The organism is Halobaculum sp. XH14 (genome assembly GCF_032116555.1).
Taxonomy (GTDB): domain Archaea; phylum Halobacteriota; class Halobacteria; order Halobacteriales; family Haloferacaceae; genus Halorarum; species Halorarum halobium.
In genome coordinates, this window is sequence record NZ_CP134949.1 from 2,294,428 (window position 1) to 2,309,367 (window position 14,940).

At 64.1% G+C, this 14,940-nt stretch carries 16 protein-coding genes; 3 read left to right on the forward strand and 13 right to left on the reverse strand.

Going from position 1 to position 14,940, the window contains the following annotated elements; translation table 11 throughout:
• Window positions 1-48: 48 nt before the first annotated feature.
• Window positions 49-768, forward strand: a complete 720-nt coding sequence (locus tag RJT50_RS11700; RefSeq protein ID WP_313691538.1) for a creatininase family protein — start codon at window positions 49-51, stop codon at window positions 766-768.
• A 25-nt stretch (window positions 769-793) separates the two neighbouring features.
• Here RJT50_RS11700 and RJT50_RS11705 read toward each other — a convergent pair whose 3' ends face one another.
• From RJT50_RS11705 to RJT50_RS11735, 7 genes are all read right to left on the reverse strand, one after another.
• Window positions 794-1,237 (reverse strand): DUF5790 family protein, encoded by a 444-nt coding sequence (locus RJT50_RS11705; protein WP_313691539.1) that lies wholly within the window; start codon window positions 1,235-1,237, stop codon window positions 794-796.
• A gap of 63 nt (window positions 1,238-1,300) precedes the next feature.
• The gene (locus RJT50_RS11710) at window positions 1,301-1,663 is read right to left on the reverse strand and encodes a dihydroneopterin aldolase family protein (RefSeq protein WP_313691540.1); all 363 of its coding nucleotides are present in this window, start codon (window positions 1,661-1,663) and stop codon (window positions 1,301-1,303) included.
• A 198-nt stretch (window positions 1,664-1,861) separates the two neighbouring features.
• On the reverse strand, window positions 1,862-2,563 hold the full coding sequence (locus RJT50_RS11715; RefSeq protein ID WP_313691541.1) for a LysE family transporter: 702 nt from the start codon (window positions 2,561-2,563) through the stop codon (window positions 1,862-1,864).
• A gap of 61 nt (window positions 2,564-2,624) precedes the next feature.
• Window positions 2,625-3,356: a metal-dependent transcriptional regulator gene (locus RJT50_RS11720; RefSeq protein WP_313691542.1), complete on the reverse strand. Its 732-nt coding sequence runs from the start codon at window positions 3,354-3,356 to the stop codon at window positions 2,625-2,627.
• A gap of 69 nt (window positions 3,357-3,425) precedes the next feature.
• Window positions 3,426-4,607, reverse strand: coding sequence for a threonine synthase (locus RJT50_RS11725; protein ID WP_313691543.1), 1,182 nt, complete (start codon window positions 4,605-4,607; stop codon window positions 3,426-3,428).
• 50 nt (window positions 4,608-4,657) lie between these two features.
• Window positions 4,658-5,797, reverse strand: coding sequence for a thiamine pyrophosphate-dependent enzyme (locus RJT50_RS11730; protein WP_313691544.1), 1,140 nt, complete (start codon window positions 5,795-5,797; stop codon window positions 4,658-4,660).
• An 88-nt stretch (window positions 5,798-5,885) separates the two neighbouring features.
• On the reverse strand, window positions 5,886-6,593 hold the full coding sequence (locus tag RJT50_RS11735) for a metallophosphoesterase (protein WP_313691545.1): 708 nt from the start codon (window positions 6,591-6,593) through the stop codon (window positions 5,886-5,888).
• Between the two features lie 145 nt (window positions 6,594-6,738).
• On the opposite strand from RJT50_RS11735, the gene RJT50_RS11740 reads away from it, so the two are divergent.
• A complete protein-coding gene (locus RJT50_RS11740; RefSeq protein WP_313691546.1) occupies window positions 6,739-7,401 on the forward strand; it encodes a DUF6663 family protein in 663 nt (220 codons plus the stop codon).
• Between the two features lie 161 nt (window positions 7,402-7,562).
• Here RJT50_RS11740 and RJT50_RS11745 read toward each other — a convergent pair whose 3' ends face one another.
• From RJT50_RS11745 to RJT50_RS11755, 3 genes are all read right to left on the reverse strand, one after another.
• On the reverse strand, window positions 7,563-8,309 hold the full coding sequence (locus RJT50_RS11745) for a G protein-coupled receptor family protein (protein ID WP_313691547.1): 747 nt from the start codon (window positions 8,307-8,309) through the stop codon (window positions 7,563-7,565).
• Window positions 8,296-9,876: a methyl-accepting chemotaxis protein gene (locus tag RJT50_RS11750; RefSeq protein ID WP_313691548.1), complete on the reverse strand. Its 1,581-nt coding sequence runs from the start codon at window positions 9,874-9,876 to the stop codon at window positions 8,296-8,298. The genes RJT50_RS11745 and RJT50_RS11750 overlap by 14 nt, the downstream gene beginning before the upstream one ends.
• Before the next feature lie 364 nt (window positions 9,877-10,240).
• Entirely contained in the window at window positions 10,241-11,278 is a 1,038-nt protein-coding gene (locus RJT50_RS11755; protein WP_313691549.1) for a tyrosine-type recombinase/integrase, read from the reverse strand.
• Window positions 11,279-11,702: 424 nt separating this feature from the next.
• On the opposite strand from RJT50_RS11755, the gene RJT50_RS11760 reads away from it, so the two are divergent.
• On the forward strand, window positions 11,703-11,975 hold the full coding sequence (locus RJT50_RS11760; RefSeq protein ID WP_313691550.1) for a hypothetical protein: 273 nt from the start codon (window positions 11,703-11,705) through the stop codon (window positions 11,973-11,975).
• Window positions 11,976-12,133: 158 nt separating this feature from the next.
• Here the strand turns inward: RJT50_RS11760 and RJT50_RS11765 are convergent, their stop codons facing one another.
• The 3 genes from RJT50_RS11765 to RJT50_RS11775 are packed head-to-tail and all read right to left on the reverse strand — an operon-like array spanning window position 12,134 to window position 14,936.
• Entirely contained in the window at window positions 12,134-13,378 is a 1,245-nt protein-coding gene (locus RJT50_RS11765; protein ID WP_313691551.1) for a hypothetical protein, read from the reverse strand.
• Window positions 13,378-14,223, reverse strand: a complete 846-nt coding sequence (locus tag RJT50_RS11770) for a serine/threonine protein kinase (RefSeq protein WP_313691552.1) — start codon at window positions 14,221-14,223, stop codon at window positions 13,378-13,380. The genes RJT50_RS11765 and RJT50_RS11770 overlap by 1 nt, the downstream gene beginning before the upstream one ends.
• Window positions 14,224-14,258: 35 nt before the next feature.
• A complete protein-coding gene (locus RJT50_RS11775; RefSeq protein ID WP_313691553.1) occupies window positions 14,259-14,936 on the reverse strand; it encodes a hypothetical protein in 678 nt (225 codons plus the stop codon).
• Window positions 14,937-14,940 lie beyond the last annotated feature (4 nt).

Consider the following 14,940-nt stretch of genomic DNA (forward strand, 5'->3'; position numbering starts at 1 on the left):
CCGGCGTCGAACTCGGGGGTACAAGTCGCCCGCGTCCCCAGCACCGGCATGAAGCTATCGGAGGCGACCTGGACCGACGTTCGGGACGCCGCGCCCGACGCCGCGCTGCTCCCGGTCGGGAGCACGGAACAGCACGGTCCGCACGCGCCGCTCGGGACCGACTCGCTGACCGCCGAGGCCGTCGCCGCGGCCGCGACGGAGCAGCCCGGAGACGACGTCGTCGTCGCACCGCCGGTCCACGTCGGCGTCGCCGAGGAGCACCGCGCGTTCGACGGCACGCTCTGGGTGTCGCCCGACACCTTTCGTGCCTACGTCCGCGAGACGGTCGAGAGCCTCGCCCACCACGGCATCGACCGCGTCGTGCTGGTGAACGGCCACGGCGGCAACGTCGAGGCGCTCGCGGAGGTCGCACGCCGGGCGTCCCGGGACGGGACGACCGACGCCTACGCCGTCGCGTTCACCTGGTTCGAGGCCGTCGGCGAGCACGCCTCGGAGATGGGTCACGGCGGGAAACTGGAGACCGCAATGCTCCAGCACGTCGCGCCGGAGCTGGTCCGTGAGGACCGCGTCGATGCGGCCCGAAACGGAGGGAGCGACCGCTGGGGCGAGTGGGTTCGCGGGGTCAACCTCGCACACGACAGCGACGAGTTCAGCGACAACGGGGTCGTCGGCGATCCGGGTGCGGGTGACGCGGAACTGGGCGAGGAGCTGCTGGACCGCGCGAGCGACGCGCTCGTGGAGGTGCTCGCCGCGGTACGGGAACGGTAGGCGAGCGCGTCGGTCAGTTCCCGCCCTACGCTTCCGCTTCCCCGCCGTCCGCGTCGTCGCTCCCGGCCTCGGCACCCTCGGCGTGGGCATCCTCAAGCTGGCTGCGTAGCCCGGGGACGGTGCTCGTGAGCTCGCCGACCTGCTCGTGGGCGTCCTCGATGCTGCCGACGAGGTCGGCGACCTCCTCGATGTCGGTCGCCAGCTCGTCGTCGTCCTCGAACGCGCCGGCGCGCTCGCCCATCACGTAGCTCTTCTTCGCCTGGCGTAGTTCCTCGGCCGCGTCGCCGGTGTCGAGCGCCGAGCGGAGGCCGTTGAGCGCGCCGAGCACGTTGTCCGCGTCGGTGTCCCAGACGGCGTCGGCGGTCGGGAGCGTCGCCCGCGCGTTCCGGAGGTGCTTCTCGACGTCGGCACGGGCCTCGTCGGCCGCCTCGCCGAACAGCTCGTCGTCGTCGAACGTGGTCTGTCCCATACGACCGATTCGGGCCGTCCGTAGTTAAACGGACGCCCGAAAGTGAAAGTGAAGCTCCCGGTTTCACGCCGTCTCGCCGCCGTCGTCGCCCTCGACGGCGATCAGTTTCATCAAGGGGTAGCCGTCCTCCATCTCCATCCGCGTTCTCGCGGCCGCTCCCTCGTACTCGATCCGCATCTCCACCTCCATCAGCCGGCCCGTCAACTCCGTGTAGCCGTTCTCGTGGTCGATGGCGTCGGCCACCGCGTCGTCGTCGATCCACACGTCGACGGACTCGCAGTAGGGCTGGTTCTCGATCGCTTCGGCCATCGCGCGTTCCAGCGAACGCGCGCTGTCACGGGAGACGGGCGTCCCCGCGAACTGGTGATACAGCGAGCCGAACTTGATCCCCGCCTCGAAGCACGCCTGCTGGGCGTCCGTGACCATACGTCGCCGTCGGGGTCGGCCGGCAAATGCGTACCGGGCCGGCCGTCGCGGATGGCGAGCCCGGTTCGGCCGAAGGTTCAAACCGGAAAACGGCTCCAGACGCCCCGTGACCTGAGCCCAGCCGGGCGCACCGCACGCGATTGCGCGGCCGAGGTGCGTCCGTGAGCCGAACCGCCGCCAGTCAGCCACGACACCGTGTCACCCGACCAGCGACGCTACAGTTCCGCTCGCGTCGATCAGGAAGGCGATGCCGAAGCCGGCCAGCACGACAGCCGAGAGCCCCGCGACCACCGGCGCGAGCGCCTCGACCCGCCGCCGTGCCGCCACGAGCGCCGCCGGAAAGCCGGAGATCCAGAGCCCGATTCCCGCGAAGAAGCCGACGAGGAGCGCGGGGCTACCGGTCTCGACGACCACTGAACCGGCCAGCGCCGGGACGCCGGCCTCCGCGAACACGTCGACGGTGCCGGGTTCGAGCAGTCCCACGCCGACCGTGAGCCAGAACAGCACCTGATACGGGTTCGTCAGCGCGAGGACGAACGCCTTGCGGAACCCCGCCGACCCCGCGGCGATCGGTTCCCCCTCACTCGCTTCCGACGCGAGAAACGAGGTCCGGACCGAACGGGCCGCGTCGACGGCGTAGTAGAGCATCAGGACGCCGCCGACGGCGATCATGAGACCGCGGAGCATCGGGAACCGCTCGACGACGCCGACCACGCCGACCAGCGCGAGGACGAGGAACACCGCGTCGGCGGTCGCCGCGCCGAGTCCAGCCCTCGCGCCGGCGCTCCAGCCGCGGACGACGCTCTCCTCGGCGATGACGGCGTTCATCGGGCCCGGCGGGGCCGCGAGCGCCAGGCCGAAGAGCACGCCCGCAGCAGGCGTGAGGAGCGTCGAGAGCACGGTCCGTCGAACGGGAACGGCCGACTTAAACGGTGTGACAGCCGGTCGGGGACGCGGCGGCTCAGCCGTCGCTCGCTTCGAGGGAAGCGTCCCCGTCGGGTCCAGCGTCCCGGTCGCTCCCGCCGTTCTCGCCGTCCCCGCCCGACCGGACGCGAACCGACGCCGCGATCGTGTCAGGGAGGCTCTGTTCCTCGCCGGCGACCCGGACCGTCACCATGCCGAACGGCGCGACGTCGACGAGCGTTATCGTCGTGCCGGGGACGATGCCCGACTCCTCGAGGTATTCGAGTTCCTCGTCGTTCCGGTCGCTGACGCGCGCGATGACCACCTCGTCGCCCACCTCGAAGTCCGTGAGCGGCCGGGTGTCCGACTCCGCGAGCGGTTCGAGGTCCGCCCCGGGGATCGGGTCGCCGTGCGGATCCACCGTCGGGTTGCCGAGCGCCTCCGCGACGCGCCGCTCGAACTCCTCGCTGATGTGGTGTTCGAGCGCGTCGGCCTCCTCGTGGACCTCGCTCCAGGAGTAGTCCAGCTGCTCCGCGAGGTACGCCTCCAGCAGCCGGTGGTGGCGGATCACTTCCAGGGCGACGGTCCGGCCCTCGGGCGAGAGTTCCACCCCCTTGTACTTCTCGCGTTCGACGAGTCCGCGCTCCTCCAGGGAGTCCAGCATGCTCGTCACAGTCGGGGCGGTCTTGCCGAGCCGCTCGGCGATGGCGGAGGTGGAGACCGGCGGCCCCTCCTCCGTCTGGAGGACGTAGATGGCCTTGAGGTAGTCCTCCATCACGTCGCTCAACATACCCGGATTAGTGGAGTCTAATCCTTATGCTTGCCGGAGCAAAGCGGGCGGTCGCCCGCCACGAGCCGCTCAGACGCCCTGGCCCATGAGGTGGCTCCGGAGAACGTCCGGCGTCTTGCCGGCGGCGTCGGGGTTCACGACGACGACCTCGTCGTCTCCTCCGAGTTCGTCCTCGTCGGCGAGCGCCCACGCGCCCGCGAGCGCGACCCCGCCCGCCCCGCCGACTTCGAGCACCTCGGACCTGCACGCCGACACCGCGCTCTCCAGCGCTTCGTCGTCCGGGACGGCGAGCGCGTCGCCGTCGACCGCCGCGAGCGCGTCGAGCGCTCGGTCGCCCCCGGCGGGCTCCTCGATCTCCAGTTCGCCGACGATGGTGTCGGGATGATCCCACGGTTCCACCGCGTCGGCGTCGGCCGTCCACGCCGCTGCGATCGGCGCACAGCCCTCGGGCTGTACCGCGTATATCGCCGGCAGCACGTCGCTCGCACCGATCTCGCGGAGTTCCCGGAAGCCCTTCGCCAGACCCACGAGCAGTTCGCCGGTGCCGACCGGGGCGACGACCGCGTCAGGCACGCCCAGGTCCGCGAACAGTTCGAACGCCACCGTCTTCGCGCCCTCGTGCCGGTACGGCGTCGTGAACTCCTGGAGCGAGTGGTAGTCGGTTTCGAGCTGCTCGTCGACAGCCGCCGCCGCGTCGCCGTATCGGCCGCCGACCACCCGCATGTCGCCGCCGTGGACGTTGACCATCGCCTTGTTCGAGAAGGCGGCCCGCGAGGGGACGAACGCGTACGAGCGGAGGTCGGCCGTGCCGGCGTACGCTGCGGCCGACTGGCCGGCGTTACCGGCGGCCGCGAGCGCGAGCGGTTCCAGCCCGCGGTCGCTCGCGGCGGTCACGGCCAGGCTCATCCCGCGGTCGATGAACGTGCCCGTCGGGTTCCGACCCTCGTCTTTCACGTGGGCGGCCCCGACGTCGAGTTCGTCCGTGAGCCGGTCGGTCCGAACGAGCGGGGTGTCGCCCTCGTTCGCCGAACGCCCCGTGTCGGCCGGGAACGGGAGGAGCGCGTCGAACCGCCAGTGGCCGGGCCGGTCGGCCGTCCGATCGGCAACGAGTTCCGTCGGGTCGACGCCGTCGTAGTCGTACGTCGGGTCCAGCGACCCCCCGCACGACGGACAGCGGCCATGTTCGCCGGCGTCGAACGACGCGCCACAGCCCGTGCACGCGAGCCCGCGGAACGCATCCGTCGTCTCCATGCCCGCGGCTTCGGCCCGGCGGGCATAGTGGCTTCCGTTCGACCGTCGGCTCACTCCTCGCGGTCGAACGCCCCGTGACCGTGTCGCTGGATGGCGTCCAGGAGTTCGTCCCGCTGACGGCGAAGCTCGGGCGTCGGTCGCTCGGACACGTGCTCGAACATCGACGCCGGATCGGGATCGACCGCCTCCGCGGCCTCGATCACCGCGGCCACTTGCTCGTCCGCATCCGATTCGATCGCGTCGATCCGCTCGTCGTCGAGCAGCCCGCGGCCCCGGAGGAACGACTCGAACCGGGGGAGCGGGTCCCAGCGCTGCCAGCGCTCCAGTTCCGCCTCGTCGCGGTACACCGTCGGATCGTCGGCGGTCGTGTGCGCGCCGAAGCGGTACGCCACCGTCTCGACGAGCGTCGGTCGGTGGTCGCCGTCGGGGGAGCCGCGTGCCTTTCCGGCCGCCCGCCGGATCACCTCGTACACCGCCAGCGGGTCCATCCCGTCGACGCGGACGCCCTCGAACCCGTACGCCTCGGCCTTTCCAGCGTACGACGCCGCGGCGGTCTGCTGGTCGGACGGCGTCGAGATCGCCCACCCGTTGTTGGTGCAGACGAAGACGGTCGGCGTGTCGAACACGCCGGCGAAGTTGAGCGCCTCGTGGAAGTCGCCCTCGGAGGTCGAGCCGTCGCCGAAGAACGCCGTGACCACCCGGCCCTCGTCCCGGTAGTCGAGCGCCATCCCCGCGCCGACGGCGTGGGGGAGGTGCGAGCCGATGCCGATGGTCAGCGGGAAGACGTCGATGTCGGCCAGCGCGGCGGTCCCGGACTCGTGGCCCATCCAGAACGCGAGGTAGCCGGGCGGGAACCCGCGCGCGACGACCGTGCCGTGCTCCCGGTACTGATAGAACACCGGGTCGTCCGCACGCAGCGCGTGGGTGGCGGCGACGGAGATCGCCTCCTGGCCCGCGATCGCGGCGTAGGTTCCGACGCGCCCCTGCCGCTGGAGGCTCACCGCGCGCTCGTCGAACCGGCGGGTCGTCCACATGTCGCGGTAGAGGTCGACGAGCACGTCGTCGGCGACCTCGGGGACTGGACGGACCGGGTCGCCGTCGGCGTCGAGCACCCGGTAGACGTCGCCCATCGGGTCGTCCACCTCGGCGTCCGCTTCGCCCGGCGCGTCCGCCCCGTCTCGACGTGTCATGTGGGCACGTGTCACTCGGGGTGCCTATCGGTTCCGGTCGAACAGACGAGGGGAACTCACTCGAAGGAACCTCGATCGGCCGTCCCGCTCAGAGCATCCGGCGGAACTCCCCGAGCGGGGGGAACTCCAGCGTCTCGCGCGCGTCGGGGTCGCGGACGGCCGGCCGGAGCGCGTTCGCGTCGGTCACGAGCGGCGAGTCGAAATCGCGCGTCCCCATCCCGTTCACCGCCACGCCGGCCGCGAGTCGCGTGAACGCGGGGAGCATCAGCACGTCCGCGTCCCGGAACTGGCCGTCACCGTAGAGGAAGCACGGGCGGCGGGCTCCCTCGACGTCGATGGTCGGGTGGTCGTGGCCGACGACGTAGCAGTCGGCGTCCTCGTCCCGAGGCGGGGTCTCGTGGCCGTGGCGGACGACGACCCGCTCCCCGTCGGCGTCCAGCGCGTAGGCGTCGTAGACCGTCCCGTCCCAGACCTCGTGGAGCACCGTGTCGTGGTTGCCGGCGACGACGACCGGCGACGCGCCAGCATCGCGGCAGGCGTCGACGAGGCCGCCGAGCGACCGGTCCGTGGCGAGGGAGGCGCGGCCGAACTCGTGGAGGACGTCGCCCGCGAACACGACCTCGGCGGGGGCACAGTCGGCGAGAAGCGTCTCGAGTCGTCCCCTCAGGTCGGTGCCCTCGCCGAGCGGGTACTCGACGTCCGACGCCTCGGCGCGGCCGACGTGAAGGTCCGCACAGATGAGCGCGTCGGCCCCCGGGAGGAACACGGCGCGGTCGCGAAAGCGAAACGAAGCCACGAGTCGTGGGTCGCGCCCGAGCGGCTAAGGGGTGTCGCCCGGCAGGGTGTGGCGGCCAACCGGCGGAGCGCCCGCTTCAGGAACGACCGGCCGACCACGAGGCGGAAGCGACACGCGCTTGTGTCCCGGGTGACTCCCCGGTACCATGGAGGCGACCACCGACGGACGGTTCCGGGTGCTCTCCCACGCGGACGACGAGTACGTGCTCGTCGATCTCACGCCGGTCGAGGACCCGGCCGACGCGTACGAACCGGTCCGGGTCGCCGCCGAGGGGTACGGCGACGATCTCGCCGAATCGGTGGCGGAACTCGAACCTGGGGTGGTCGTCGACGCGGAGCTGATCTGGACCGACGGCGAGGCGCGGTTCCGCTCGGTCTCGGTCCGCCGCCGGGGCCGGGTCGCGTTCGCCGACGACGTCGAGAACCTCTTCGAGGCGGCCCGCGAGACGTGGCGGGACGCGCGGGCCGCCGGCGACGCGATGGCCTCGCGGGTCACCCGCGACACCGACGGCGAGCCGAACGGCGCGCTGTACGTCTTCGCCGACGCCGGCGCCCGCGACCTGCTCGCCGAGTTCCGGAGCGGGACGACGCCGCTCGAACCGCTGATCGAGCGGGTGAACGCGGAGGAGATGGACGGTGAGGCCACGGACGCGGACCCGACGACCGATGACGGGAGTTCGGACCCGAGCGAGCCGCCCGAGCGCGAGGCGTTCGTCCTCCGCCCCCGGGACGGCGAGTTCGTCGTCGTCTACGTCGCCTTCGAACCGGGCGGGCTGCTGGCGCGGACCGTGCGGGACACGTACTTTTGAACCCCCGGGCGGGCCCCAGCGACGCCGAACGGGCGAACCTCGTGCCGGCCGCTGCGCTCCCGACGTGATCGACACGCTGGCGAGCGGGAGCAGTCGAGCGGGCCGTCGAACCGGAATCAGGAGCGCGGGGACAGCCCGGACGTGGTCGTCACTTCGCGCGGTCAATCGGCACCGGAGCCGACGCCCGGCACGGTGCTCCCGAGTTCGCGGAGCGGGTCGCTCGCCGCGTCCCCGTCCGCGCCGTCGCCGACGATCGCGTCCAGGTTGACGAACAGGAACCCCGCAAAGCCCACGCGGATGAGCACGCCCATGTACGCCGACACCGTCGTCGAGACGAACGTCCCGAACACGCCGAACAGCGACAGCAGGGCGTAAACGATCAACATCCCGGTCATGAACAGCAGGAGGTTCCGTGACTTCCAGTGGAGCAGCCTGCGTCCGTCGGCACAGTCGGCGGCCGTCCGCCAGATTCGACCGCGGTAGAGGGACAGGAGGACGGCGTGGCCGACGACGACCAGGAGCGCGGCCACGAGCGCGAGGGTGCCGCCGGTGACCGACGCCACGTTGAACGAGAGCACCTGCAGGAACGGGATCGCCGTGACGAGCGCGATGCTGCGTCGGGACGCTCCCGCGAGGAGCGCGCTGACGACGTAGAGGGCGGGGTAGCCGACCATGTCGTTCGAGACGCTCGCCACGTTGATCGACCCGCCGGCGACCGCGATGCTGCCGACGCCGAGCGCCTGGAGGCCGGTCGTGACCGCGCCGAAGCCGACCACGAACAGCACGGGGAGACAGTACGGGTGTCGCTGGTCGGGGTTCTGCCACAGCCAGCCGCCAAGCACGGCGAGCGCGACGGCGTAGACGCCGGCCGTGATGGCGTAGACGGTCGGGTCGCTAATCATCGTCATCACCCGTCACGGCGCCGGCCCCGGAAGCCAGCGGCTCGGCGTCGGCCGGTGCCGACCCCCGGGTCTCGAACGCGCTCAGCATGGAGCGCAGGTCCCCGGCCCGCCCGACCAGCGCGTCGGTCCGGCCGCGGACGTCGCTCATCGTCTCGGCGGTCTCGTCGGCCGTCGCGGCCAGGTCGCGGGACCGGTCGGCAACGTCGACGGCGACCTCCCGGACGTCCTCGACCGCGGCGGCGACCTCCTCGGTGGCGGCCGCGCCGTCGTCGGTCGCGTTGGAGATCTCGGCCATCGCGTCGTCCACCTCGTCGATCGTCCGGGTCAGTTCCTGGAGCGTCTCGCTCGTCTCGTTGACCGTTCCCACGCTCTCGGTGATCTGGCCGGAGGTGTCGTCCATCTCCGCGCTCACGTCCTCGAAGTGGGTCCGCGCGCGATCGACGATCTCGCCGATCTCCCCGACCGCCTCCTGGGTCTCGGTCGCGAGCTGTTTCACCTCCGCGGCGACGACCGCGAAGCCGTCGCCGGCCGCGTCGGCCCGTGCGGCCTCGATGTTGGCGTTCAGCGCGAGCATGTTGGTCTGTTCCGCGATGTCGTCGATGAGGTCGGTCGTCTCCGCGACGTCGTCCATCTGCTCGTCGAGTTCCCCGATCAGCCGGCCGAGCTCCTCGACGGTCCCCTCGATCGCGTCGATGGCCTCGATCGCCTCCGCGGCGCGCTCGGAGCCGCGTTCGCCGACCGCGGCGGCGTCGGTCGCCCGCCCGGCCACCTCGTCGGTGGTGGACGCGACCTCCTCGATCGTCGCCGAGAGCGTGTTCGCCTCCTCGACGGCGCTGCCGAGCTGGTCGGCCTGATCCACGATGTCGTCGGCGAGCGTGCGGATCTCGGACGCGAGCGACCCGTTCAGTTCCTCCACGGTTTCGGCGTCCTCGGCGACCGCCTCGCTGGCCCGCTCGACGTCGCCCGCGAACTCGATGATCTCGTCGATCGTCGTCGAGAGCTCGCCGACCATGCCGTCGTACGCGACCCCGATGCGCTCGATCGCCTCGATGTCGTCGTCGACGTCGAGCCGGGCCGTGAGGTCGCCGTCGGCGACCGCCGACATCGCGTCGCCGATCTCGCCCGCGCTGTCCAGAAGCGCATCGTTGCGCTCCTCCGCCACCGTTTGGGCACGCTCTGCATCCTCGCGTGCGGCCTCCGACTCCTCGAACGCCTCCGAGAGCGACAGCCGCATCGTGTCGAACGACGCCGCGAGCCGTCCGAACTCGTCCGCGCGTCGGCTCTCTGGCGAGACGTCGAGGTCGCCCGCCTCGATGGCCTCCGCGGCCGTCGTGAGCTTCTTCAGTTCCACGCCGACGCTCCCGCCGAGGACGATGGCGAGCAGCCCGATGTGGAGCGAGACGACGAACAGCGTGCCCGCGATCGCAGAGAGTCCGGAGCCCCCGGCGGTCGTCGCGTACCACGCGAACAGCCCGCCGAACGCGAGCGTCCCCGCGAGCGTGACGAGCAGCGCCGTCGCGATGCGCCTGCTGTACTTCCTGGTGAACCACCGACCGCGTTCGGTGACTGACATCTACCCGACGCTCCCGACTTCGCCCGCAAATACGTTCGCCCCAAATTATCAGTTCGAACAACTTACCCCCGTGTCATTGGCTATCGAGGCCCGAGACCACCGCATTTACCGTCTGAATAACGATATTATTTCGTATACTATCGCGGTTTTCTCACCCGAGTCAGGGTCGAATACTTCCGCGAAATCACGGCTCGCTCGGGGACGGTCGTCCCTGGAGTGCGGTCAGTGCGTCGAGGGTGTAAGGTTCGAGCGTCGAGTGAGTGTGAGAACCGGTGAGCGGATGGGCCCTGAGGGGACGGAAATCCGGGGGTACTGCCCGATTTCACAGGCCGACCGTTTGCCAAGTGATGTGCTGGGGAACTCGTCATAGGTCAGGGAGGTAATCGCGCCGCTGTTCTGCTTTCTCACGGGAACTCCGCCGGTCATAGTGCTCATCGAGGATTCCGCTACTCGCGTCGAGTCGGTCGGAGACGATCCGACGCGGAACGTCGTCCCGACGGTACGCGGTCACTCGTCCGCTCCGAACGTCATGCGGCGAGCGGGCAGACGGGCACTTACTCGCGTGGTCGGTCTGGGTCGCCAAGCACTCGTCTACCTCCCTGTCGTGAGGGCAGCCGGCTCCGCGCCAGCACGGACGCGTCATCCGATACAGGGTGTCCCGAAGCGTCGAGATCGAGGGGCGACCGTACTGTGTCGTGATCAGCGGTTCGCGGGCGTACTCGTCCCGAACATTGTCCCGCGGGCCGTCGATGTAGTCCTCGAGGATACGGGAAATGTACGGACTGATCGCATTCCAGCGCTCCCCGCGCTCCTTGTTCTTGAGCGGGGTATCCGACTCCGGGCGGTGCCGGAACTGGAGTCCCGGCCGCTCGGCGTCCAGGTCGAGATCGCCCAGGTCGAGTGACCGAATCCCACCGACGCGCGCGCCGGTGTGCCACATCATCAGGAGGATAACGTGCTCCCGACTCGCGTACTTGTAGCGGTCTAAGTACTCCAGAATGTCACCGACGCGCTCGGGTTCGAGCGTCGTCTCACTCACGTTCTGTCCGTCGTTCACGATCGGAAGCGGGACGTCGGACCGGAGGTCATCGCGCACCGCGTCGATTTCCTCCGCGAACCGGAGGAACGCGCGCAGTGTCGCCAACTGGCCGCGCAGCGTTACCGGGGCGATCGGGTCGCGGTCGTCGCCGTTCCCCTCTCGCCGCCAGACGCGATATCGGTAGAGATCCCGTCCGGCGAGGTCGTTCAGGTTCTCGACGCCCTCCTCTTCGCACCACTGCCGGAACGCGTCGAGCCGGTAGCTCTGTCCCTGAATCGTCTGCTCGGTCAGCTCGTCCCGGCGGGCTTCGAGATACATCTCGATGCCCTCTTTCGGGGAAAGCGGGTCGAGCCCGTCACTCATCGTTCGACACCTCGGTTGCGGTTCGGCCCATCATCACGTCGGGCTGATGGGACTGGGTTGGAAATATTCGAGCACCCTTGCTACGGTGAAAGTAAATCCACTTTCGCCGCGCACGGCGGTGATCGGTCGCTCGGGCTACCGAGTCGTCGTCGGGGGTTTCATGCGCCCCCAGCAGGATTGCTGACATGGCTTTCGTGCCTGGTCACGGAAGCCCACGCGGGCCCGCTGTCCCAGCAGCGGGGTCCGCTTGCGTTCTACGGTGGACCCATCGAGCAGTGACGAGTCCGCGAGATGCTTCCGCTATCTGTTTGCGTATTGTAGTGAGTTAATAAAGGTGACCCTATTTAGGCTTGAAATGTATATTTGAGGTTTCTTCTGTCACCTACCAGAGTCGTTAAGAGTGTCTCCGTGTGTTACCTTGCCAATGAAGCCACGCCCACCGTGGGCAAGTAAGTACGATGAGCCAATTCTTGAATTATTAGACGATTCTGAAACAGTTCTTCCGCCTGCTGCTGTAGAGTTTAATTTGGATTACAAGGGTATTGCATCACCTGCATACTCTACAGTCAAGCGAAGGATGAGAAAACTCGCTGAACACGGTTTCCTAAACCGGGTTGAAGGAAAATCTGGATACTATGTCATAAGTGATTGTGGTAGAGCATATCTTTCTGGAGAACTGGATGCCGACGATTTCTGATCTACTATATTGCGCTCGGTCCACACAAGGGAGCCACTCCCGCAATGGCTTCAATCGGCCATCCCTCAATTTGAGAGAGAAGCTGGTACACGAGCTGGACGAGACATTTCTGATTGAGATTTAAACTACAGGAGAAAAGAAAACCGCGTCGAAACTATTTATACGAGCCTTTTTAACCGTTTAAATTCGTCAGAGTTAGCAATCTCATCTAGTGATGTCTCCCAGTCATCATAAATATCTGATTCGATTTCATCAACGTATTCGTCGATTTCAGTAGATATCTGTTTGTATAGCGCTTTAGCACGCCTAATTTTGGATCTTGCTTTTTCAACTCTCTTCGGGAGGTTTTTGCCTTCATATGAGGAGGCGATATGGTCACAGGCCCAAACGTAGTGATCCCAAGAACCCTCCGCCTTACCCCATCCTGTGTTCGCTGGTGTGACTGACCCATCGAACAGATCGCTTTCATATGGAGACTTGGTGCGGATTTTTTCTTCATCAAAACCTGGTTCTTTATATAGCTCATCGAGGAGGCTATCAGGCCTAATTGATGTGAGTAACTCGTCGGAATAGTATCTAATAACAGGCGTTCTAATCTGAGTTTCGTCTGGAACAATCCACCTTTCTGTATCGAAACTCCTCAAATTCTTGTAGTGTCCAGAGCCAACTGCATTGACCCCAATAGCGAATAGGAGATGAGCGATTTGGTGAGTGTGCGCAGCGATAACATTGTATCTATTAACCCTAAGTGTCGCCATCAATTCGAGGTAAGAGGTTACTTTTTCCACACCTTGTAATGGCAACCTCGTGTCTCTATCTGAATATGATACTGAAACATAGAACCCATCAGTATCCAATTCTGTTGCCGAATCCATCAATTGATTTCGGATTTCAAGGTTCGTTAAACGATCGCCATTAACGGGTAGAGAAAGATAGACCGGAATATCTCTCCCCTCAGACCGTGCAATTTCTAGGAATGCCTCAGTGAAATCTTGCCAATCATCGATTTCCTCTGCCGAAAGTTCTCCGAGATATGACGATGGAGAGAGATAGGCATTAGTGTCATAATCATCTTGCGCCTCGATAACCAATTTTAGAAATTCGTCTCTCCGTTCTGTATCAAATAATACGCCGCTAGTATAGTCCTCACCACCGTATTTCTCGTGGTATTCATATTCATTCAGATCCTTCCGATCCCCCTGACCAGGTAGGTAAAGGTGGGGATCAAACAGTGTGACTAAGTCTTCAGAATTTAAGCTATTGGCCAGCTCCTTGTTCACTTCCGGTTTATAGTCTGTCGGGCTGAGTATAGCACCGTCAAGATGGTCTCCCTCAATTGCGTCATAGACGCGGTTCTTTCCATGATGCCCAACCTGAATTAGGTAGCTTGGTTTGTCAAACATTAGTTAGTCACCTCCAAGCTATCAAAGAAATCCTCCGCAAACTCCGGTTTTCGGAACCGTTTACTTGGGACCGGATTAGTTAACGTATCGAAGAAATAATCTAAGTCTTCTCCTTCATCCCCATCAATATAATCTGTTAGACTTTGTTTATCGCCGTCACAGATTGCGTCTGTTACGGACTTTCCTCTGTCCTTAAATGGATGAACTCCTGTAATTGTCTCAAACATAACGACCCCAGATGAGAATAGATCTGTCTTGATACTTTGCTTACTCTTATCGTAATCAAGCTGCTCAGGAGCACCATAGAAAGGCGTCCCAAGTCGATCAAGATGATCCGGAGTCAAACTTTCCTTTTCCTCAAACCGCATGATTCCAACGTCCAAAAGCCGAATTTCTTCATCATCGGTTACCATGATATTGGCTGGTTTGATATCTCGATGAATCATCTCTTTCTCGTCAAATTCCTTAAGTATATCCAAGAGTGTAGAAATTGTATACAGGCCAAAATCAAGTCCGAAGTTTCCATCTCCAATGTACTGTTCCAGTGTTTGGCCATTAATATATTCTTCAAATATAATGAATGTTTGTCTTCCATCGATTTCTTCTTCATAGTAATCGATCAGATCAACAAATGTGTTCGACTCAATTTCTTTCATGGCTTCCCCTTCTCGATGAGCGCGCCTTCTTCTACTTCTGCGATCTACCGGTAGAAGTTTTAGAACGACCTCTTCGCCCCTATCATTGACGAGGAATACATCTTTGAACCCGCCAGAATCAATATGTTCTATTAGTTCGAGACCATCGAAGTGGGATTCAACCACATCGATATCATAAAACTTTGGCATTTAACTGCAATCTATAACTCCAACCGTAAATACTTCTAGGCTGACTTCTCGATGAGAGTGCTTTCGTTCAGCTTCCAACGATATAGCTCCGAATGGGGATTACCGCGACCTGGTTTATGATGCATGTAGCAATCCCCACTCTGGTCAATTGATAACAATCCAATATTGCGGCTTTTGAATTGTTCAAGATTATCCAAAGCAGGTTCAATATGGTCGTGGTCAAGAGCTACAAATTTATATTCTGCAAACGAACGTCCTCGGGATGCTTGTTTAATTGCTTTTTGCCATTTTCTTAACTTCAATTCAACTGCGACTGTTGTAGTTATGTGCCGCCGCAGATCGCAGGCAGTTTTAATTTTTCCTTCTTCCTCTTCTTGGACAAAGCCTCGATCCTTCAACCAGTTCAAGGACTCCCGTTTATACCGCCGCTTCAAGGCACCAATTTGATAGAAGTACTCCTCGGTGACAGCGCCATCTCTCGCATGCAACTGGAGGAATGTAATTAGGACATTCTTGTCCTCGATTGGTGTCTCTAGATTGAGCCGTTTAGTTCGTCTTTCCCAATATGGCTCTGAGACATTTACGAATACTAAATCAGTTCTTCCAGTCCCATATCCAAATTCAGTAAGAACCTCATAGTCTTTCTTACGTAAGGTTGAGGGTATTAGGTCCTGTGCCACATCCTTCATATCGTCCTCTGAATCAAATCCCATCAAT